We start from the raw sequence: 20,505 nt of genomic DNA, 5'->3' as shown, positions 1-20,505 counted from the left end.
AGCGGACGGGCCGAGCACGATTACCGGCCCGGTCGGCATTGTGTGCGCGACGACCGGCCTCACGCCCCACTCCGCGCAAAAAAACACCCGGCGGTTTCCCGCCGGGTGTTCGTTTTGTGTGGTTCGACAGATCTTACCAGTTGCGCTGAGCGCGGAGGATCATGGCGATCGAGTCCTGGTCCTTCAGTTCGTAAACCGCGGCCGGCTTGGCGGTCACGACGTTCGGGACGAGGCCAACCGTACCGGAGTACTTCTGGTCGAGATGGGTCCAGGAGACGTCAGCCGAGAACGTCAGGTTCTTGACCGGGGTCCAGCGGGTGACGACACCCAGCTGGCCGATCGCGAAGTCCGGGTTGCAACCCGTCACACCCGCCAAGCCACCGAATACGCCGCCAGCACCGCCAGCGCCGCAGAGGGTGGTCTTGGCCAGCGTGCCGAACTGGGCCTGCGCGTAGGCACCGTAGAGCGCCGAGTTCCAGTATGGATCCCAATTGTGGGTGTAAGCGCCACGGAAGCCCCAGGTCTTGACGGTTTCCTGCGAGCTGCCGGTCACGAACACCGTGTCGGGAGCGTTGGCGAAGCCGAGGCTGCCGTAAGCGCCAGCAACGCCCGAATTGCCGTACAGCGCGTAGCTGCTGCCCGACAGGTTCTGGAAGTTGTAGCGGGTCGCACCGTCGGTGTAGACGCCCTGGATATTGATCGTGTCACCCGCGCCAGTCGGGATGTTCTTGATCGACAGAGCGAGCTGCACAGCCCAACCCCACTTGTCGTCGGGGTGGCCGGTGGTCTCGGAAGCGCCGTAGTAGCCGACGTGGTTGTCATGCGCAGCCACCGACGCCTGGAACAGGCCCCAGGCCTGGTCGACACGCACCATACCGACGAGGTTCGGCGAACGGGTGCCGCCGATGGTGTTGGTGCCGTACGAGCCGCCGATCATGCCGCCCGCGGTCGCGCCGGTCATGTTGAGGTTGCCGGCCTGATAGTAGGTCGAGACGTCTTCAGCCGAGAACGCTGCCGTGATGCCCTGACCGAAGTCGGCGGTGTAGGTGAACTGGTTGACGCCAGTGACCGTGCCGCTGCCGCCGACAAGGTTGTCGGTGATGTTGCCGGGATAGTTGGTCCAGGGCGCGTCGAACTGCGACACGGCTTTACCCATGGTGAAGCCGGCGAACTGGATGAAGGCGTAGTACACGCCGAGCGCACCGGCCGAGGTGTTGCCGTCGGTGCCGTTGACGCTGCCGCTACCATTCGAACCGACGAGGGCGGTGCCCGCAGCGTTCAGACCGAGCGTACCGCTGTACTGGGTGCCGCCCGTTGCCGAACCGGTGGGAGTGTAGTTGCCGCTCGTCCAGGTGAAGACGCCATCGAAGAAGGTACGAACAACGCCGTACTCGGTCGCGGTGCGGGTGTCGATGTTCAGGTCTTCACGAGCGCGGAAGGTGTAGTAGTTCATCAGGCGGTTGCGAGCACCGGCAGTACCGCTCTGGTTCGGATTGAAGTCCGAGTTGGAGCCCAGCACGGCGTCAGCGCGCATGTAACCGCCGAGCTTGATGCAGGTGTCGGTGCCCGGGATGTAGTAGAAACCGGCGCCGTACAGCGAGCAGATCTTGACGTATTCGACCGCTTTGGCCTTCACGGGGAGATCGGCTGCGAACGCTCCGGAGACGGCCATCAGGCCGGCAGCCGAGCCAAGAAAGAGTGTTTTCGTCAACTTCATTAGTAAACCTCCAGGTCGGTTCAGGGGGCTCGGCTCCCGGAGGAAGCCGCTTTACCCTCTCAATTTCGCTCAATTCAGATCCGCACGTAGGTCCGGACTGAAACGACAGTGAGGTGCCCCCCCTCCGTCGTGGCCTCACATATAGTTTATAAAAACAATTGCCTCAATTTATTGATTTAGCGAATCGCAAGTTCAGAGGGCGATGTGGCTCGGGAGCAACAGCGGCGGTTTTGGTGTTGAGCCTGCATAAACGAACAAGAAAAGCCCTCGGGGGGCATCCCGAGGGCTTCTTGGAGGTCTCACATCGCTGTCCATCGAGAATGTCGAGAGCAGCAAAATCGAGTGGCTATGACATAATTTAATCAATTGTTTTCTGCAAGCATTAAATCAGCGGACGATTTCCACTGTGCGGTATCTACCACTATCGTCGGTGCGCGATGTTCGAGACGCCTCCCGAATATCCCATTAAAGAAGGGGCCATAAGATAAACGGGGAGGGTGCCACATGATCGAGAAGAAACTCGACAGGGCGATTACGGACTTCATCTGGAACGTCGTCGAAATCCATTCCCAGCTGGAGGACATCCACACCAGCTGGGCCGGACTGCTGGGCATTACCGAGCCGCAGTGGCTGATCCTGATGGCCATCACCGAACTGGACGAGGGGCGAGGCGTCGCCGGAATCGATATCGCGAACAAGCTGCGCGTCCACCCCGCCTTCGTCACCAACCAGACCAAGGCGCTCGAAAAGAGCGGCTTCCTGTCAAGGCGGCCGGCAGCGGACGACGCGCGCTTCGTCCTGATGTCGTTGACGGCAAAGGCGACCGCGGAGATCGAAAAGCTGTCCAAGAGAAAGCTCGCGTTGAATTCGACGATCTTCAACGAGCTCGACGAGAAGACCTTGGCTGATCTGAATGCTGCGCTTGCAGTGATTGCCAAGAATGCCCGGCTGGCTGCACGATTGCTGGAAATCGACGTTTCCTGATCGTCTGCTGTCCGGCGCGGAGCTTCGGTTGTGATTCAATCAGAACCGATAATGCTCTAGAGGTAGACCACGGCATCGAGCTGACGAGCGGCTCCAAGCTTGCTGTCGAGCCATTCGAAGACGAAATTATCCACAGCGATGAAATTCTCGACCTCGCCCAATGGGGACGGGATGCGGTTCGGCACGACGATCGAGCAATCGGCTCCGGCCTGCCGATAGCCGGCTTGCAGCTCCAATGCATCTTGTTCCCGGACCATTGAGCGCCTCCCGGGGACCACGAGAAGCGGGCAGGGTATTCGGCGCGATGGCAGCAGCGAACCTGCCGAGCTCCCCTCATGCACGGTCTGCTCAAGGCCGGTCATCCAGCGTAGTGACGCTCGACGCGTGGCCGACTTCAACAGGCCGCCGTCGCACACGGCGGCAGCTATCCTGCGATCACCGAGGGCAAGGCGGGACGCATGACCGGCGCCCGTCCCTTCGCCATGGACGGCGATCCGCCGCGAATCGACATCCGGGCGGGCCTCCAGATAGTCCACCCAGCATTGCAGGACATGCTCCAGCTTGAAGCGGCGAGGCACAGATGAATTGCAGGTGTTGACGAGCAGGAGTGACATGTTCCGGCAGAGTGAGACCGGCAACAGTCTGCTCATCGTCGCGCCCATGGTGACTTCCTCGTCACCGACGCAGATCACCGCGGGTGCGGAAGACCCCCCATGACGGAACGCCGGCAGAAACAAGCCAGACAGCGCTCCCTGATCGAAGCCATCGATCTCCACGCGCTCGATCGCCGGACCGGCGTCATCCTCGAAACCCGTCAGGCCGACATCGATTTTGCCTGCGAGGTCGGTACTCGCAAGATCGCTTGGGCAAGACAAGCGCCTCGCGACTTCAAACGCCGTCAGCGAGCAGAGCCACGCTTCCCGCGCAATCTGAACGGAATCATCTTCGCGCACGGACTCGGCGAAGATCCGGTAATCGTCTGCAATCCTCAACCAGTCCGAAACCCACAGATGCCGATGCGCCTCACGCGCAAGGTCTGCGACCGACAGGTTTTCGAAAAATTCGGACGCGCGCTTCCGCAGGCGTGCCAGGCTTCGACCGGCGTCGTCGCACACGCCGTGAGGCCAATGATCCCCTTCCATCTCTGTCTCCGAACGGCGCCGTCAGCGGTTGCCCGGACTTGCCGGCCTCGCGTTCAGCGCAGCGCTCTGCATGCGTGCTCGATGCGATCGCAGACGTGCTTCGCTTTGCATAGCGAAGACACTGGGCGAAACGGTCTGCAGTCCAGACGAACCGGTTTCGATACAAAATTCACGCCGGCTCAACTTCATCGTCACGTCTCAGCTCCGTTGCTGATCACAGTCATGCGCCCCGGCCCCACTCTGCCACTTTTATGCGTCCCGGTTTTGTAGTTTTTTGTTGCGGCGGCGATTAAAATATAGCTGTCATTTGATGACAGAGGAGGCATGGCTGTGTCGGCTCATGCGATCCACTAAGCGGCGGAGGCAAAAAACCTGAACCAGCAAGGCTTTTGATCAATTCGCCCAGCGTGCGATCCATGGTTGCCGTCATGAGCAAATCATAGCTCGAGAAGATGCATTCAGGCGCACCTTGGGCTTCGCCGATTTTCGCGCACGTCATGCCCGCTTTGACCGACGCGGTGAGAGCTAAAGCTCAACCACCACGTAATCGCTCTCGACCTTCACCGGTATCGTCTCGGCGACATACGGCCCCTTCACCACGCTTGCACCCGGCTCGACATGCGCCGGATAGGCTTTCACGCGGAAGCGGCGGGGGTCGCAGTAGGACTGGCCCGTGCGGATGTCGAACTCCCAGCCATGCCAGGGGCAGCGAATGATCTCGCCGAGCTTGGTGTATTCGATCTCGCCCGGATCCTTCGATTGCGCGAGCCCGATCAAGGGTCCCTCGCACAGCGCCGCGCCCTGATGCGGGCAGCGGTTCATCAGGCCAAAATATTCACCCTTGATGTTGAAGACAGCGATGGGCCGCCCGTCGATCTCCAGAAATTTTCGCGTGCCGGGCGGAAGCTCATCGACCGCGGCAATCACATGCCGCGCCATCAACTGATCCCGTACAGCTTCTTTGCATTGCCTAGATAGAAAGCCTCACGATTATCCTCGCTGACGCCCGCGGGCAGCACGCGCGAGGGGTCGTCGTAGTCCCAATGCGGATAGTCGGTGGCGAACAGCAACCGGTCCCAGCCGATCCACTTGATGACGTCGAACAGATCCTCGCGCCGCTCCGGATCCTCCATCGGCTGCGTCGTCCACCATACCTGCTCGCGGATATATTCCGACGGCGGCCGTTTGACATGCGGCACCTCGCTACGGAGCCGCTGCCAGACCTTGTCGAGCCGCCACGCCAGTGATGGCGCCCAGCCGAAGCCGGCCTCGATCATCACCATCTTCAATTTCGGGAAGCGCTCGAACACGCCCTCCAGCACGAGGCTCGCGAGCGCCGATTGCTGGCACTGCGAGTGGCCGACCATCTCCTCGATGTAATAGGAAGGCCAGCCCGACGGCGTGATCGGGTTGCCGCCGAAGCCGAAGGCGTGGACGCCGACGGGAAGGCCGGCCTCTTCCGCGGCCTGATAGATCGGCCAGTAGCGGCGTTGGCCGAGCGGCTCGACATTGCGGCTCAGCAGCAGCACCTGCACGAAATTCCTGTCACCCGCGCGCTCGCGGATTTCGGCTGCGGCCGACAGGCCGTCCTCATTGCCGACGACGATGGACGCTTTCAGCCGCTTGTCCTTGCTGGTCCATTTGTCGATCTGCCAGTCGTTGATCGCCGAGCACAGCGCCGCCGAGAGCTCGTGATTGCGGATGCCCTGCCCGGTGTTGAGCGGATTGAGCACGCCGAGCTGCACTTTGTTGGGATCGAGCAGCTGCTTCTGCATGAAGGACAGCGATGAGCCCTGCGGCCCGCCCTCCGGCGGATAGGCGTCGCGGCGCGAGGCGTTGGGCTGGGCCTTCGGGTAGGGCGGCCCTTCCATCATGCCCTGATAGGCGTGGACGCCGTAGACCTCGAGATGATGCTGCCAGCGTTTGGCGAGATAAGGATAGAGTTCGGCGCGGGTCGCGCGTGCCGGGTGGATGTCGCAGTCCGCGATTGCGGTTTTGACGGTCAGTGGGGAAGCGGCTTCGGAGCTTTCGCGGAACTGAATATTCATCGCCTTGCCTCCTTTGGCAGCGGGCTAAGTCAGGCGGGGATAGGTTGCATGCGGATTATCGATCATGATCTTGCGCACGAGATCGGGGGTGAGACCTGCGGGCAGCGCCTCCTGGCCGTCGAACTGCCAGTGCGGATAGTCGGTGGAGAATAGGACTAATTCATCCGACTGCATATGCTCAAACAGGCGAATTAATGTCGCTTCATCCGGCGGCGCGTCGAATGGCTGCAACGAAAAGCGGATGTTGCTGCGCACAATCTCCAGCGGCGCGCGATCGACCCAAGGCGTCTCCATCCGCACCCCGCGCCAGAACTTGTGCAGGCGCCAGAGAAAGGGGGAGATCCAGGTGACGCCGGATTCCAGCATCACCATCTTCAAGCGTGGATATTTGACGAATACGCCCTCGACGATCAGGCTGGTGAGCTGGGTCTGGAACGCCTGGGCCTGACCGGCATAATCCTCGATGTGGTACGAACCCCAGCCGACGGCGGTCGGCGGATTGTGATAGGCGGAACCGGCATGAATGCCGATCGGCAGTTCCAGCCGTTCTGCCGCCTCATAGATCGGCCACAGCGCGCGCTTGCCGAGCGGCGTGTCGCCCATCACCAGCATCAGCACCTGCACGAAGCGGCGATCCGTCGCACAGCGCTCGATCTCGGCGACGGCCTTCTCGACGCTTTGGGTGGGGATCACAATCGAGCCGCGCAACCGCGGATCGCGATCGAGCCATTCCTTCACGAGCCAGTCGTTCAGCGCGCGGCAGAAGGCGGCCTGCAGATCTTCCGAAAACACCATCTGCACGCCGTAGAGCGGATTGCAGATGGCGTGCGAGAGCTGGAACGGGTCGAGCACATGCCGCTGCATGTCCGCCAGGCTTTCCCCCGGCTTGCCGTTTTCGGGGCGCCAGTCGGGCCGCGACGTGATCGGCGAATTCTGCGGGTAGGATTGCGAGATGAGATCGACCATGCCGCGCGTCGTGACCTGATCGCGCCAATAGTCGTTCAGGTACGGCAGCAGGCTGGTCAAATGCGGCACGGCCGGATGCACATCGCAATCCACCCCGCCGGCGATCAGGGACGCCATGACGTCTCCTTCACGTTTCCTCGTCACGTCTTCTCGTGGGCAGCGCCTGGCCACTCCGCATCTTGAGCGCCATTCAAGCAGGCCCGGCCGTTGCCTGCAACTCGGCCAACGGCGGTGTCATATGCTAGAAAGGCTGAGCTCGGTTGCGAAGCAATAAGGGGTCAAGGAATGAAAGAGCTCGTCGGCATTGCAGAACAGGTCGCAGCGAGACTGATCGCGCGCAAGCAGACCATTGCCGTGGCGGAATCCTCGACTGGTGGCCTGATCTCGGCCAGCCTGCTCGCGGTGCCCGGCGCGTCCGCTTATTTCCTCGGCGGCGCCGTGGTCTACACCCGCGATGCCAGGCGCGTGCTGATGGATATTTCGGACGAAGGAATGAAGGGCTTTCGTTCCTCGTCGGAGCCGTACGCGCAACTGCTGGCCGAGCAGATGCGCAGCCGCTTCGATTGCGACTGGGGCCTGTCCGAGACGGGTGCGACCGGCCCCACCGGAAATCGCTACGGCGACGCGGCGGGCCACAGCTGCATGGCGGTCGCCGGGCCGGCATCAGAGGTGATGACGCTGGAGACCGGCAGCAATGACCGCTTCGCCAACATGCAGATGTTCGCAGCGACAGCGCTCAAATTGCTGCTGAAGAATTTGGAGCGGTGACCTCGCGGCCTCCCGAATATCTGGGTATTCAGGCGAAATGTGTCGCGTGACGCGCCTTCTTACCGCGACACGTGCGCCGACACCGCCAGCCAGTTCTCGTTCTTCTTCGCCCAGCAATCGGTATAGCGCCCGGTGACCTGCTGGCCGTCCGCCGTGGTGTAGCTCGTCGCCGCGTGGATGATGGCGAAATCGCCCATGATGCGGATGATGACGTCGTGCTCCCTGAGGTTCCGGATCGCAATCGGCCGCGCCGTCTGCTTCAGGAAGGCCTCGCGATCGACCAGCGTCTTGTCGGGATTGGAGCAGTAGAACTCCGGCGCCAAAATCTCGTCGAAGCGCTTGATATCGCAATTCTGCACGGAGGCGACATAGTCGCGGTTGAGCGCCGTGAGCTGTTCGAGGTCATTGCTCATGAGGTTTCTCTCCGTTGTTTCGTCGCAAGGGCTCCTCGCAACGACGAGAAGGACTAGTCATTGAATGAAGGCGGCGGCACGAACCCGCCGAACTCGCGTTCGATCAGCTCGGCGAGCTTCAGCGGCGTGCGGTCCTCGAGGAAGGGCCCGATGATTTGCACGCCGATCGGCAGGCCGCCCTTCGACAGGCCGAGCGGAATAGCCGTTGCCGGCAGGCCCGTCAGAGTGGCGATGCCGGGCCAGGCAAGCTGATCCGGATAGGCGAAGTCCTTGCCATCGATGTTGATCCGGCGTGCCTCCTGCTGCGGCGAATGATCATGCGGATAGGCCGGCGTCGGCATGATCGGGCAGATCACCGCATCGAATGTCCTGAACAAGTGCCGCCATTGCGCGCGAAGGCCGGCGCGAGCGCCCTCGTCGAACACCCAGGCCTGATGCGTGCTGGTGATGCCGCGCAGCCGCTCGGCAGACAGGCTTTTGTCCTCAGGCGAGAGCTGCGCCGCCCCGGCACGCGCCCCGGCGAGAATGTCCGGCGGAAGGAAGGCGCCGAGAAAGCTCATCAGCATGCGCATGTAGAGGCGGGAGGCATCCGTGAAGTCGGGAAACAGCGGGCTTTCGCGGGCTATGCTCGCACCTGCGCGCGAGAGTTGTTCCGCCAGCTGCTCGATCGCGCTGCGGATGTCGGCATTCGCAGGCAGCAACGGATGGCTGTCGATCACCAGCACGCGGAAATCCTTCAGCGCGCGGTGTCGCGCCTCGGGCAGCGCGAGCTTGTATCCGATGCCCAGGTCGAGCGGATCGGGGCCCGCCATCACGTCCAGGAGCAGGGGCAGATCGGCTGCACTCCGCGCCATCGGACCGATCACGGCCATGTCGCGCTCCATCGGGATGGCTGGGAATGGCGGCGGCGTGTGGCCACGCGTTGGACAGAGATTGTAGGTCGGCTTGTGCGCATAGACCCCGCAATGGAAGGCGGGCACGCGCAACGAGCCGCCGATGTCGGACCCGAGCGACAGCGGTCCGTAGCCTGCCGCGAGCGCCGCAGACGAGCCGCCCGACGAGCCACCGGGCGTGCGGCCGAGATCGAACGGATTGTTGGTCGTGCCGTAGATTTCGTTGTAGCTCTGCCAATCTCCGAGCCCAACGGGAACGTTGGACTTGCCGAGGATGACGCCACCCGCGTTCTTCACCCGGGTGATCGACAGCGCGTCCTCCGCCGGCTTGAAATCCTTCTGCGGCGTCCAGCCCCAGGTCGTGGGCAGGCCGGCGACGTTGTAGGATTCCTTCACCGTGATGGGCAGGCCAAGCAGCGGCTTTCGCTCGCCGCGCGCCAATGCGGCGTCCGCCTCGCGCGCGGCGCCAAGCGCGCGATCAAAATCCCGGACGCAGATCGCGTTGATTTTGCCGTCGTGACGTTCGATGCGGTCGATCGCATCCTGTGTAAGCTCGACCGCGGAGACCTTCTTTGCGCTCAACGCGGCCGACAGCTCGACCGCGCTTTTGAAACTCCATTGCGATTTGGCCACCGCATTCTCCTGCTCTTATTGCCGGAGGATGATGCGCAGTTTGGCCGAACGTCGCAACCGCCGTTTAATGTGTCAGCTATGTCTCCGAACACCTGTCAGTGATCTGTCGGGGCCAAATACTTGCAGGACATGACAGAGAGTGCGGCTGTTACGCCGCCCCGATCAGGATGCCCACCGCCAGCACGATCGCGCCGCCGAGCACGATCTGGAACACGGCCTGGAGGAATGGCGTGTCCATGTAGCGTGAGCGGATAAAGGCGATCGCCCACAACTCGAAGAATACGACAACGCCGGCGATTCCCGTCGCGATCCAGAATGCGTTCGGCCAGCTGTCCGGGACGAGATAAGGCAAGGTGTGCCCGAGCCCGCCGAGCGTCGTCATCAAGCCGCAGGTGAGACCGCGCAGCCAGGGCGAGCCGCGTCCGGTCAGCGAGCCGTCGTCGGACAGCGCCTCCGCAAAACCCATGCTGATGCCGGCACCGATCGAGGCGGCGAGGCCGACCAGAAACGTTTGCCAGTTCTGATGCGTGGCGAAGGCCGCGGCAAACAGCGGCGCCAGCGTCGAAACCGATCCGTCCATCAGGCCTGCGAGACCTGGCTGCACGTATTGCAGCACAAACATGCGCCGGTTGGTGCGGTCTTCCTCGGCGCGTACGTCTGAACTCAGGATCTGGTCCGTCAGCTTTGCCGCCACCTCCTCGTGGCCTTTTTCGGCTTCAGCCAGATCGCCGAGCAGGCGGCGCACGCCGACATCCTGCGCCTGTTCGGCGGCCTTCACGTAAAAGCGCTCGGCCTGCAATTCCATGGTCTCGACTTCCCTGCGGATGGTGTCGAGCGGCAGGTTCTTGGTGAGCCAGACCGGACGGCGGCGCAGGAAGCCTTTGACGTCCTCGCGGCGGATCGGCGGCAAATGCGGACCGAAGCGCTGCTCGTATATTTCCAGCAGCATGTGGCGATGGCCGCGCTCTTCCTCGGCCATTTGCTCGAAGATCTTGGCGGAATCCGGATAGCGCTCCTTCAGGTCCTCGGCGAAGCTCATATAGATGCGGCTGTCCTCCTCCTCGGAGGAGATCGCGACCGCAAGCACCTCGCGCTCGGTCAGATCGGCAAAATTCTTCACGGCGGCCCTGTCTCTATAATTTAGAATAGTTCTAAACTGTATAAGGCGCCGAAGTTCCCGGGTCAAATCACGCGCGGCTCTTCGCCAGGAAATCGAGCAGTAGGCGGCTCACCTCGGCCGGCTGCTCCTGCTGCACCCAGTGCCCGGCGCCGTCGACGAGATGGCAACCGAGCAGCTTCGTGCAGGTCCGCGCCTGCATCGCCTCGAACACGCCGGGGCGCTGGTAGGTGCCCCAATCCTGCTTGCCCGAGATGAAGCAGGAGGGGACGTCGATGCTGCGGCCGGAGAACAATTGGAGCTGGCTGTTGAACGCACCCGATGTACCGCAGCGATACCATTGCAAGCCGCCCTGGAATCCGGTGCGGCCATATTCGGCGCTGTAGTAGGCGAGGTCGCGGTCGGGCAGCCATTGATTGGCAGCGATTGCGGCCGGCGAGGGCATCTCCTTGGCGACCGTCTCGGCTATGGTCTCGTTCAGGTCCATCACATAATAGGTCGGCAGCTTCGCCAGCTCGTGCGCCGACCAGGCTTTCAGCGGATATGGCTTGTTGTCGGTCCAGTCCGCGCTCTTGTGATGATAGTAGGCGCGCAGGAAATCATGCACGCCTTGCGGCGCAAGGTGCATGTAGGCATTGGCCGGACGCGTCGCATAGTACCACTGATAATGCTTGCGCGGACGCGGCAAGGCAGCCAGCTCGCGATGCACGGGATCTTCGGCCGGTGGCTTTGCCGGCGTGTCGACCGTGTTGAACGGCAGCGGCGGCGCTCCGCCGAACGGCGCGCTCATCATCGCCACCGATCGAAACACGTCCGGCCGCATCAGCGCGCACCAGGCCGCGACCGGGCTGCCGAAATCATGTCCGACCACATCGACCTGCCTGTAGCCGAACGCCGACACCAGCCCGAGCGCGTCACGCACCAGGTTGAAGAGCGAAAAGGGCTCCAGATCGCTATCGTACTCCGCGCTCCATCCCGTCGTCCGACCATAGCCGCGCTGGTCCGGGGCGATCACGTGATAGCCGGCCGAGCTAAGCGCCGGCATCACCTTGCGCCAGGAGAAGGCAAGCTCCGGAAATCCGTGCAGCAGCAGGATGCAGGGCCGGCCCTTGGTCTCGAAGCCGGCCTCCAGCACATGCACGTGTAGGCCGTTGATGTCGTCGACATAGCGGGAGCGAATGCCGTCGGGGAGCGGGATGTCGGGGAGATCGGCCATGATGTTTCCTCGTCATGGCCGGGCTTGTCCCGGCCATCCACGTTCTTTGATGCCGTGGATTGTAAGAACGTGGATGCCCGGGACAAGCCCGGGCATGACGAAAACCGAGAGCGTTGATTGCGATGCGTTAAACCGCCGCGCAGACGAAGCCACTGCCCTTGCGCCTGATCTTCCCCACCGACGGCGAGGGGAAATGCGCGGTGCAGCACAGCGTGTCGGTGTCGCAATAGCGTTCCAGGAAGCTGCGGCGCGTTGTTGCCGCCCTGGCCTGGTCGACGTCGAACTTGATCGACAGCTCCGGATAGAGCGTCTGCAATGGCGAGTGCATGAGATCGCCGGAGAACACGGCGTCGTCCTTGCCGCGGCCCATCGTGATGGCGATATGGCCCGGCGTGTGGCCCGGCGTCGGCAGGATACGAACGTGATCGCCGATCTGGTGATCGTTGCCGACGAGCTCGTGGCGTTTGGCCTCGACCACCGGCAGCACGCTGTCGACGAAGGGGGCGATCTCCGCCTTCGCATTCTGCTCGGACCAGTGGTCGAATTCCTGCTTGGCGAAGACATAGCGCGCCTTCGGAAACGTCGGCACCCAGCGGCCGTTCTCCAGCCGCGTATTCCAGCCGACGTGATCGACATGCAGATGCGTGCACATCACGAAGTCGATGTCTTCGACGGAGAATCCGGCGGCGTTGAGCCCGCTCAGATAAGTGTCGTCGGTCTTCATGTTCCATTTCGGCCGCTGCGGCCGCGGCTTGTCGTTGCCGATGCAGCTGTCGACCAGAACGGTGTGATGCGGGGTCTTGATCACGTAGGACTGAAAGCACAGCAGCAATGTGTCGCTGTCATCCAGGGCTTTCGCCTCCCTCATCCACGCGCGGTTCTCGGCCAGGAGCTCCGGTGTCAGCGCCGGCAACATCTCCAGTGCCGGCACGAACGAGGTTTCCTGCTCGATGACGCGGTGGATGGTGAGATCGCCGACCGAGTATTTCAGGCTCATGAGAACTCCTGTGCTTTACGCGGCCGGCGGTACCGAGATCTTCACGGAGGGCCGCTCCAGCATCTTCTGGTGGAAGGCGTCGAGCTTCGGATAGGCCTTGCGCCAGCCGCAATCGGCGAAGCGGAAATCGGCATAGCCGAGCACGCAGACGAGGCCGATCTGCGAGATGTCGAACGGGCCGTTCAGGACATCGGGCATGTTCTCGAAGCGCGCCATGCCGGTCCAGGCCCGGTTCCAATGGTCGTCCGACCACGCCTGCCATTGCAGGCCCTGCGGCCGCACCATCTTCTCGTAGCGGCACAGCAGCATGGAATCGAGCATGCCGTTGACCAGGGAATGATTGGTCTTGGCCTTCCAGCGCCGCGGACCGTAGTCGGGGATCAGGCTGCCGCCGGCCATCTCGTTGAGATATTCGACGATGACGTAAGAGTCCAAAATGACGTCGCCGTCATTGGTGATCAGCACCGGCAATTTTTTCAGCGGTGTGATGCGCGAATAGTCCTCGTTGGCCGTGCCGGGCGCGACGGTCGCCGGCGTCAGCTCGATCTTGTCGATCAGCCCGAGCTCGATCGCGGCGATGCGCACCTTGCGGGCGAAGGGCGAGGCGGGGGAGAAGGTGAGCTTCATGGCGGAATGTCCTACGGGTGACCGGCAATTGGTTTTCGTCATGCGAGCGAAGCGAAGCAATCCAATCTGTCTCCTTGGAAATAGCCTGGATTGCTTCGTCGCTTCGCCCCTCGCAATGACGGGGAGAGGGCAACGCCTTACGCCGCGACGATCTCCTGGCGTTGCTCGCCGAGACCCTCGATGCCGAGCGTGATGACGTCGCCGACATTGAGGAAGGTCGGCGGCTTCATGCCGAGGCCGACACCGGGCGGAGTACCCGTGGTGATGATGTCGCCGGGCAGCAGCGTCATGAACTGCGAGACATAGGAGATGCACTTGGCCATCGAGAAGATCATGGTCTTGGTCGAGCCCGACTGGCGGCGCTGACCGTTGACGTCGAGCCACATCGGCAGGTTCTGCACGTCCTTGATCTCGTCCTTGGTGGCGAGCCAGGGACCGAGCGGACCGAACGTGTCGTGCGACTTGCCCTTGGTCCACTGACCCAGGCGCTCGATCTGGAAGGCGCGCTCGGAGACGTCGTTGCAGACGCAGTAGCCGGCGACGTGGTTGAGCGCGTCGGCTTCCGAGACGTATTTTGCGCGCGTGCCGATGATCGCGGCGATCTCGACTTCCCAGTCGAGCTTGGTCGAGCCGCGCGGCTTCTCGATAGCGTCGTTCGGGCCGGACAGCGAGGTGTTGGCCTTCATGAAAATGATCGGCTCGCTCGGGATATCCGCGCCGGTCTCCTTGGCATGGTCGCTGTAGTTGAGGCCGATCGCCACGAATTTCGATATGCCGGTGACGGGGGCGCCGAACCGCGGCTTGCCGGAGACGGCGGGCAGCGAGGCGGGATCGAGCGCCGCCAGCTTCTTCAGGCTGTCGGGCGAATAGGCCTCGCCGGTCAGGTCCTTCACATGCGCAGACAGGTCGCGCAACTGGCCGGATTTGTCGATCAGGCCGGGCTTTTCCGCACCCTTCTCGCCATAACGAACAAGCTTCATTCTCGTTTCTCCCTGGAATGGACCGATCGGTTGAACAGCTTCATGGAACAGGGCGGCGGGAAATTCAACCGCTCAAAGAGGAGCGCATTGCAGGCCCGCAATTCGGATGGCGCGTCCGGGACACGGAGATCACCCCAGCGCCTCGAACCGGAACGCGTCCCCATCTCGCTTGATATGCCCGGCCGAAAAATGCCCGCCGATCACCAGCGTCGGGGTTTCGGCGAAGCGGCCGAACAATTCGCGCCGCGTCGCAGCCGATTGTCTCTGATCCGAATCCGCGGTCGAGGACCAGCCGAGATGCGCCATCTGGCAGGGATGATGGGCGACATCGCCCGTCAGCAATCCTTGTTCGCCGTCCGACTGGATCAAAATGCTCATATGTCCGGGGCTGTGGCCGGGGGTCGGGATCATGCTGATCTCGTCGCTTAGTCGGAGGTCGCTCGGGATCAACTCGGCCCGGCCGGCATCGATGATCGGCTTCACGGAATCGGCAAAGACGGCCTGCTTGTCCGGCTCGCTGGAGTGGTCGCGCCAATGCTCATACTCGGTCTGGCCGAAGACATAGCGCGCCCTGGGGAAGCTCGGCACCCATTTGCCGCCAGACAGTTTCGTATTCCAGCCGACATGATCGACATGAAGATGCGTGCACAGCACGGTATCGATGCTGTCAGGCGGAAAGCCTGCCGCAATCATCGTCTCCAGGAACGGCGTGGTGCGATTGTTCCAGGTCGGGACGTTGCGGCCCTGCTTGTCGTTGCCAAGGCCGGTATCGACCACGATGCGGCGCGTCGGGGTTTCCACCACCAGCGAATGAATCGACATCTTCAGCCGGCCTTCTTCGGTGGCGAAATGCGGGATCAGCCAAGGCAGCTTCCGGATTTCATCGTTGGTCGCTGCCGGCAGGATGAAGCGGGTTGAACCGACCGTCTCCATTTCAACGAGTTTCGTGATCTTGACCTTGCCCACTTTCCACTGCATCGGGCGCATCCCCGCGTTCTTGCTTTGGGAGGGAACATGCCCACTTTCCGCCATCTGGCGCAATGGATCATCTGACGCGGTGCGGCGTTAACGCGGGAACCCAGGGAAAGCCAAAGGGCCAGCCATGCCAGAGCTTGCAATCTCCGCGGAGAAGGTCGCCTTCATCATCGAGAAGGCGCGTGAATTCGACGTCAAGCAGGCGGATTCCGATCCGGATTCCGGCTCGAATGCGACGGATGACGATGCGGTCGACGTCCTCGAGGACGACGGCACCGATCCGGTTGTCAACGAACTCGGAAGTTTCATCGTCGCCATGAACGAGGACGAGCAGATCGACCTGGTCACGCTGACTTGGCTCGGCCGCGGCGACGGCACGATCGACGACTGGAACGATTTGCGCGCACGCGCCGTGGAGGCGCGCGCCGAGTATCGCAGCCCCCGTCGCGAAACGGCGCATTATCTGCTCGGCGAGCCGATGCTGGGCGATCTGCTCGCCGACGGGCTTGAGGAATTCGGCGTCGACTGGACCGACGAGCGTCTCACCGCCGATTCCTCCAATCCCAGCGAGCGGGACGAGGACGAGATCACGAAGCAGCGGTAACCTCGCAGTGAGCTCTCTCCCCGCAGGACGGGGGAGAGAGCGAAGGGGCGTTACAGCGTTCCCGGGAAGGCACCGCCGTCGAGCAAAAGATTCTGACCGGTGATGAAGCCCGCCTTGGCACCGCACAGGAATGCGCAGGCATAGCCGAACTCGTCGGGCTGGCCGAAGCGGCCGGCGGGGTTGAGCTTGGCGCGCTCGGTCAGGATCTGCTCCGCCGTGACGCCGCGCTTGTCGGCCTCGGCCTTCGCGGTACCGGTCAGACGGTCGGTCTCGAACGGGCCCGGCAGCAGGCCGTTGATGGTGACGTTGTTGATTACGGTCTTGCGCGACAGGCCGGCGATGAAGCCGGTGAGGCCGGCGCGCGCGCCGTTGGAGAGACCGAGGATGTCGATCGGCGCCTTCACCGCGGCCGAGGTGATGTTGACGATGCGGCCGAACTTGCGCGCCATCATGCCATCCACGGTCGACTTGATCAGCTCGATCGGGGTCAGCATGTTGGCGTCGATCGCCTTGATCCAGTCGTCGCGGGTCCAGTTGCGGAAATCGCCGGGCGGCGGTCCACCGGCATTGTTGATCAGGATATCGGGCTCGGGGCAGGCCTTCAGCACCGCCTCGCGGCCCGCCGGGGTCGTGATGTCGCCGACGATCTCGGTAACCGTCACATCAGGATGGACCTTGCGGATGTCGTCGGCCGTCTTCTTCAGGGCCTCGGCGCCGCGCGCGGTCAGCGTGACGTGAACGCCGGCCTCGGCCAGCGAGATGGCGCAGGCGCGTCCGAGGCCTTTGCTGGATGCGCAGACGATGGCGCGGCGACCTTTGATCCCAAGATCCACTGTTTCACTCCCGTAAATGTCATGCAGGTTTTTAGAGCCGCTATTGTAGCCAACCTTGGCGCCGCTGATAAGGGACGGGCTCGCATCAAAATGCATGCGCGCTTGCGCGGCGATGCAAATGCGCCTGATCAGATGCGCCGCTCCTGCTTGAGACGGTCGATCGCGGCGGCGGCGTCCGGCGGCAGCGACTTGAAGCCCATCTGTCCCGCGGCCGAGAACAGCGGCCGCAGATGCGAGCCGGTGAGGAAGGGCGGCTGGCGGTTGGCCGGCACGATCTGGTCGAACACCAGCACCAAGGTGGTGGCGACGAGGCCGACCCTGACGGCGCCGAGCGCGGCGCCGCCGAGCCGGTCGCCGATGCCGGTCTCGCCGATCGTGTCGTTGAGCGCGATGCGGCCGATATGGCCGAACAGCATGCCGACCACCACGAAGATGCCGAAGAGCCAGATCCAGTTCTGAAGCAGCGGCGAATTCGGATTGCCCGCGATTTGCGGGACGATCAGCGGCATCAGCGCGACGGCGATGGGGGCGGCGAGGAGATAGGCGAGGATCGTCATGGCGCTGCCGAGCAGGCCGGTCCTGAAGCCGAAGCCGATCGCGATCGCGAGTACCGCATAGACGGCGAGATCGAAACTGTTCATGCGCGGGACCCTGCCATGGAACGAGTGAACGCAGAACCGATCATTCCGGTTTCAGATCGTTAAAATCGTCTGTATTGATGGCCCAAAGCTCAGGGATCGCGCCCCAAAGAACACGTCAAGGAAAGTGTCATGTCAGACCTGTTCGACGTCAGTCAGGAAACCATCCTCGTAACAGGCGCGAGCCAGGGGCTGGGGCGGCAATTTGCCCGGGTGCTGGCGGCGCATGGCGCGGCCGTCGCGCTCGCGGCGCGGCAGACCGACAAGCTGAAGAGTCTGGAAGAAGAGATCCGCGGCAAGGGCGGCCGCGCAGCCGCCGTCGCGCTCGACGTCACCGACACCGCATCGATCGCCGGGGCCATCGATGCCGCGGAAGCCGCGCTCGGCCCGGTCACGGTGCTGATCAACAATGCCGGCATCGCCATCGAAAAGCTCGCGACCGAGCAGACCGAGGCCGATTGGGACGCCGTGATCGGCGCCAATCTCAAGGGCGCCTATTTCCTTGCGACCGAGATCGCGCGCCGCATGATCGCGCGCAAGCAGGAAGGCAACATCGTCAACATCGCCTCCGTGCTCGGCACCGGCGTGCTGAAGGCGGTATCGCCTTACGCTATCTCCAAGGCCGGCATCATCCAGGCGACCAGGGCGATGGCACTGGAGCTCGCGGGACAAAACATCCGTATCAACGCGCTGGCGCCCGGCTACATCGACACCGAGATGAACCACGCGTTCTGGTCGACGCCGCCGGGCGAGCGCCTGACCAAGCGCATCCCCCAGCGCCGCATCGGCGCCGAGTCCGATCTCGACGGCGCGATTTTGCTGCTGGCCTCAAAGGCCTCGCGGTACATGACGGGAAGTGTGGTGACGGTGGACGGCGGGTTCTTGTTGAACTAGCTGTCGAGGTCGAGCTAACGCATCTCCGCCCGGATCATATCCGCCGCCTTCTAGCCGATCATGATGGTCGGCGCGTTGGTGTTGCCGCCGATCAGCGTCGGCATGATCGAGGGGTGAGGGTCTAGCTCCGCCGTCCTCGCAATGACGGGTGCTTACGACATGAATCGCATCATCTTCTCCAGCCGTGCGATCTTGCCGCCATAGGGCGGATAGAGGTCGGCAAGGCGGTTGAATTTCGAGCGATAGAACACCGGCTTCAGCTTGCTGAAGGTGCGAAAGCCCCATTCGCCGTGATAGGCGCCGGTGCCGGACGCGCCGACGCCGCCCATCGGCTGGTTGATTTGCGCGAAGTGGAACAGGCAGTCGTTGATGGTGACGCCGCCGGACACCGTGCGCGCCAGCACCTCGTCGCGCGCGATGCGGTCCTTGCCGAACCAGTACAGCGCCAGCGGCCGGTCGCGGGCATTGACGAAGGCGATGGCGTCGGCGAAATCGCGATAGCCGAGCACCGGCAGTACCGGTCCAAAGATCTCCTCCTGCATTGCCGCCATGTCTTCGGTCGCGCCGACGATCAGCGTCGGCGGGAATTTGCGGTGTGCCTTCCAGTTCGGATCGTCAGGCTTCGCCGGCTGCAAAATCTTTGCGCCGCGACTTGCCGCATCCGCGACGAGATTTTCCAGCCGCGCATAATGCCGGTCGGAGATCACGGAGGTGTAGTCCTTGTTCGAGGGATCGGTGCCGAACATGCGCCGCATCTGCGCACGCACTTTTTCGGCGAAGGCCTGCAACGAGCGCTCGGGCACCAGCACGTAATCCGGCGCGATGCAGGTCTGCCCGGCGTTGAGCAGCTTTCCGTAGGCGATGCGCTCGGCGGCCTCTTCGAGATCGGCCGAGGCGTCGATGATCGCCGGCGACTTGCCGCCGAGCTCGAGCGTGACGGGCGTCAGATTGCGTCCCGCGGCCTCCGCCACCAGCCGCCCGACCCGGGTCGAGCCGGTGAACACGAGATGATCGAACGGCAGGTGTGCGAAAGCCTTTGCGATCTCGTCCTCGACGCCGGTGACGAGCAACTCCGCGGCATTGAACCGCGCTGCGACCGTCTCCTTCAGCAGGCCTGCGAAGTGCGGCACGAACTCGCTCGGCTTGATGATGACACGGTTGCCGGCGGCGAGCGCGCCGATTGCGGGCGCGAGCGTCAGCTGCAGCGGATAATTCCAGGGCGCGATAATGCCGACAACGCCGAGCGGCTGCGGCAGCAGCCGGTTGCGCGCGGGCAAAAATTGCAGCGCGGTGGCGATGCGCTGCGGCGCCATCCAGTTCTTGAGGTGCTTGGTGGCATGACGGATCTCGGAGAACACCATCATGGTCTCGGCGATGGTGGTCTCGACCGCCGAGCGGTGGCCGAAATCGGCCGAGATCGCCTGCCGGAAGCGCTCCTCGTTGTCGGCGACCACGGCGCGCAGCCGTGCCAGCCGGTCGAGCCGGTCGGCGAGGCCAGGCGCCGGCTCGGCCCGTGACCGCGCGAGCATGGCATGGAAGTTTTCCTCGAGGGCCCGAAGCGGGCCGCTCGTCGGGGATTTGTCCAAGGATCGGTCCACGGAGCGCTCCAAGCCGTGGTCCATGGCGTTCTCCCCCTTCAAGTGGCGTTTTTGCCTGGTTTTTGTCGGCGCAAGCTGGCCCTTTGTGGAACTTCTGGCAAGGGCGCGCCAAATGGGCCGGAAACCGGCCCGGCCCGCTGTCATAAAGTCGAAAAAAACGTCCCCGCAGCCCTTTCCAAAGGCACCCCGGGTTGGTACATACCGCCCGCACCCAATGGGCTTTGCCCGGGGTTGCCTTCCAAGGAAGCCTTTGGGACGGACGAAGCAAGCCACGCGAGCAGCGCCGGCCCTTTATTCACCGTCCCCGGCACTTTCACGAAGGCAAAGCACGGTTTAACGCGGGGTGGAGCAGCCCGGTAGCTCGTCAGGCTCATAACCTGAAGGTCATAGGTTCAAATCCTATCCCCGCAACCAAGTAAGCATTGAGCCCTTGAAATCATTCAGATTTCGAGGGCTTTTTGT

20 protein-coding genes and 1 tRNA gene are annotated in these 20,505 nt (G+C 63.0%); 5 read left to right on the top strand and 16 right to left on the bottom strand.

Annotation, left to right across the window (positions count from 1 at the left end; genetic code table 11):
- Positions 1–133 precede the first annotated feature (133 nt).
- A complete protein-coding gene (locus tag IVA88_RS27525) occupies positions 134–1,717 on the bottom strand; it encodes a porin (RefSeq protein WP_247500275.1) in 1,584 nt (527 codons plus the stop codon).
- 504 nt (positions 1,718–2,221) lie between these two features.
- On the opposite strand from IVA88_RS27525, the gene IVA88_RS27520 reads away from it, so the two are divergent.
- A complete protein-coding gene (locus IVA88_RS27520; RefSeq protein WP_247500274.1) occupies positions 2,222–2,701 on the top strand; it encodes a MarR family transcriptional regulator in 480 nt (159 codons plus the stop codon).
- Positions 2,702–2,757: 56 nt separating this feature from the next.
- Here the strand turns inward: IVA88_RS27520 and IVA88_RS27515 are convergent, their stop codons facing one another.
- The 4 genes from IVA88_RS27515 to IVA88_RS27500 all read right to left on the bottom strand — a co-directional run bounded on the left by IVA88_RS27515 (position 2,758) and on the right by IVA88_RS27500 (position 6,974).
- Entirely contained in the window at positions 2,758–3,843 is a 1,086-nt protein-coding gene (locus IVA88_RS27515) for an alpha/beta hydrolase (RefSeq protein WP_247500273.1), read from the bottom strand.
- Positions 3,844–4,368: 525 nt separating this feature from the next.
- Complete coding sequence (locus IVA88_RS27510; RefSeq protein WP_028149261.1) at positions 4,369–4,782, bottom strand: Rieske (2Fe-2S) protein; 414 nt, start codon at positions 4,780–4,782, stop codon at positions 4,369–4,371.
- On the bottom strand, positions 4,782–5,891 hold the full coding sequence (locus IVA88_RS27505) for an amidohydrolase family protein (RefSeq protein WP_247500272.1): 1,110 nt from the start codon (positions 5,889–5,891) through the stop codon (positions 4,782–4,784). The genes IVA88_RS27510 and IVA88_RS27505 overlap by 1 nt, the downstream gene beginning before the upstream one ends.
- Positions 5,892–5,915: 24 nt before the next feature.
- On the bottom strand, positions 5,916–6,974 hold the full coding sequence (locus IVA88_RS27500; protein ID WP_247500271.1) for an amidohydrolase family protein: 1,059 nt from the start codon (positions 6,972–6,974) through the stop codon (positions 5,916–5,918).
- A 168-nt stretch (positions 6,975–7,142) separates the two neighbouring features.
- Here IVA88_RS27500 and IVA88_RS27495 point away from each other — a divergent pair, with 168 nt between their 5' ends.
- A complete protein-coding gene (locus tag IVA88_RS27495) occupies positions 7,143–7,625 on the top strand; it encodes a CinA family protein (RefSeq protein WP_247500270.1) in 483 nt (160 codons plus the stop codon).
- A gap of 59 nt (positions 7,626–7,684) precedes the next feature.
- On the opposite strand, the gene IVA88_RS27490 is transcribed toward IVA88_RS27495, so the two are convergent.
- The 8 genes from IVA88_RS27490 to IVA88_RS27455 all read right to left on the bottom strand — a co-directional run bounded on the left by IVA88_RS27490 (position 7,685) and on the right by IVA88_RS27455 (position 15,479).
- A complete protein-coding gene (locus IVA88_RS27490; protein WP_247500269.1) occupies positions 7,685–8,038 on the bottom strand; it encodes a nuclear transport factor 2 family protein in 354 nt (117 codons plus the stop codon).
- A gap of 53 nt (positions 8,039–8,091) precedes the next feature.
- Positions 8,092–9,564 carry an amidase gene (locus IVA88_RS27485; protein WP_247500268.1) on the bottom strand — a complete coding sequence of 491 codons (1,473 nt, stop codon included), beginning with the start codon at positions 9,562–9,564 and terminating at the stop codon, positions 8,092–8,094.
- A 148-nt stretch (positions 9,565–9,712) separates the two neighbouring features.
- On the bottom strand, positions 9,713–10,684 hold the full coding sequence (gene mbfA, locus IVA88_RS27480) for an iron exporter MbfA (protein WP_247500267.1): 972 nt from the start codon (positions 10,682–10,684) through the stop codon (positions 9,713–9,715).
- A 67-nt stretch (positions 10,685–10,751) separates the two neighbouring features.
- Positions 10,752–11,897: an alpha/beta hydrolase gene (locus IVA88_RS27475; RefSeq protein WP_247500266.1), complete on the bottom strand. Its 1,146-nt coding sequence runs from the start codon at positions 11,895–11,897 to the stop codon at positions 10,752–10,754.
- Positions 11,898–12,024: 127 nt separating this feature from the next.
- Entirely contained in the window at positions 12,025–12,894 is an 870-nt protein-coding gene (locus tag IVA88_RS27470; RefSeq protein ID WP_247500265.1) for an MBL fold metallo-hydrolase, read from the bottom strand.
- A 15-nt stretch (positions 12,895–12,909) separates the two neighbouring features.
- Positions 12,910–13,521: a glutathione S-transferase family protein gene (locus IVA88_RS27465; protein WP_247500264.1), complete on the bottom strand. Its 612-nt coding sequence runs from the start codon at positions 13,519–13,521 to the stop codon at positions 12,910–12,912.
- 137 nt (positions 13,522–13,658) lie between these two features.
- Positions 13,659–14,501, bottom strand: a complete 843-nt coding sequence (locus tag IVA88_RS27460; protein WP_247500263.1) for a fumarylacetoacetate hydrolase family protein — start codon at positions 14,499–14,501, stop codon at positions 13,659–13,661.
- Positions 14,502–14,630: 129 nt separating this feature from the next.
- The gene (locus tag IVA88_RS27455; RefSeq protein ID WP_247500262.1) at positions 14,631–15,479 is read right to left on the bottom strand and encodes an MBL fold metallo-hydrolase; all 849 of its coding nucleotides are present in this window, start codon (positions 15,477–15,479) and stop codon (positions 14,631–14,633) included.
- Between the two features lie 124 nt (positions 15,480–15,603).
- Here IVA88_RS27455 and IVA88_RS27450 point away from each other — a divergent pair, with 124 nt between their 5' ends.
- Positions 15,604–16,080 carry a DUF3775 domain-containing protein gene (locus tag IVA88_RS27450; protein WP_247500261.1) on the top strand — a complete coding sequence of 159 codons (477 nt, stop codon included), beginning with the start codon at positions 15,604–15,606 and terminating at the stop codon, positions 16,078–16,080.
- A gap of 50 nt (positions 16,081–16,130) precedes the next feature.
- Here the strand turns inward: IVA88_RS27450 and IVA88_RS27445 are convergent, their stop codons facing one another.
- A complete protein-coding gene (locus tag IVA88_RS27445; RefSeq protein WP_247500260.1) occupies positions 16,131–16,913 on the bottom strand; it encodes an SDR family oxidoreductase in 783 nt (260 codons plus the stop codon).
- A gap of 128 nt (positions 16,914–17,041) precedes the next feature.
- A complete protein-coding gene (locus tag IVA88_RS27440) occupies positions 17,042–17,554 on the bottom strand; it encodes a CvpA family protein (protein WP_247500259.1) in 513 nt (170 codons plus the stop codon).
- 129 nt (positions 17,555–17,683) lie between these two features.
- Here IVA88_RS27440 and IVA88_RS27435 point away from each other — a divergent pair, with 129 nt between their 5' ends.
- Positions 17,684–18,445 (top strand): SDR family oxidoreductase, encoded by a 762-nt coding sequence (locus IVA88_RS27435; protein WP_247500258.1) that lies wholly within the window; start codon positions 17,684–17,686, stop codon positions 18,443–18,445.
- Between the two features lie 152 nt (positions 18,446–18,597).
- On the opposite strand, the gene IVA88_RS27430 is transcribed toward IVA88_RS27435, so the two are convergent.
- On the bottom strand, positions 18,598–20,067 hold the full coding sequence (locus IVA88_RS27430; RefSeq protein ID WP_247500254.1) for a coniferyl aldehyde dehydrogenase: 1,470 nt from the start codon (positions 20,065–20,067) through the stop codon (positions 18,598–18,600).
- A 313-nt stretch (positions 20,068–20,380) separates the two neighbouring features.
- On the opposite strand from IVA88_RS27430, the gene IVA88_RS27425 reads away from it, so the two are divergent.
- A tRNA-Met gene (locus tag IVA88_RS27425) sits at positions 20,381–20,457 on the top strand.
- Positions 20,458–20,505: the final 48 nt, after the last annotated feature.

The organism is Bradyrhizobium sp. 149, from assembly GCF_023073915.1.
GTDB lineage: Bacteria > Pseudomonadota > Alphaproteobacteria > Rhizobiales > Xanthobacteraceae > Bradyrhizobium.
The sequence above is the reverse complement of the archived record's forward strand: the minus strand, read 5'-3'. Positions and strand labels throughout refer to the sequence as shown.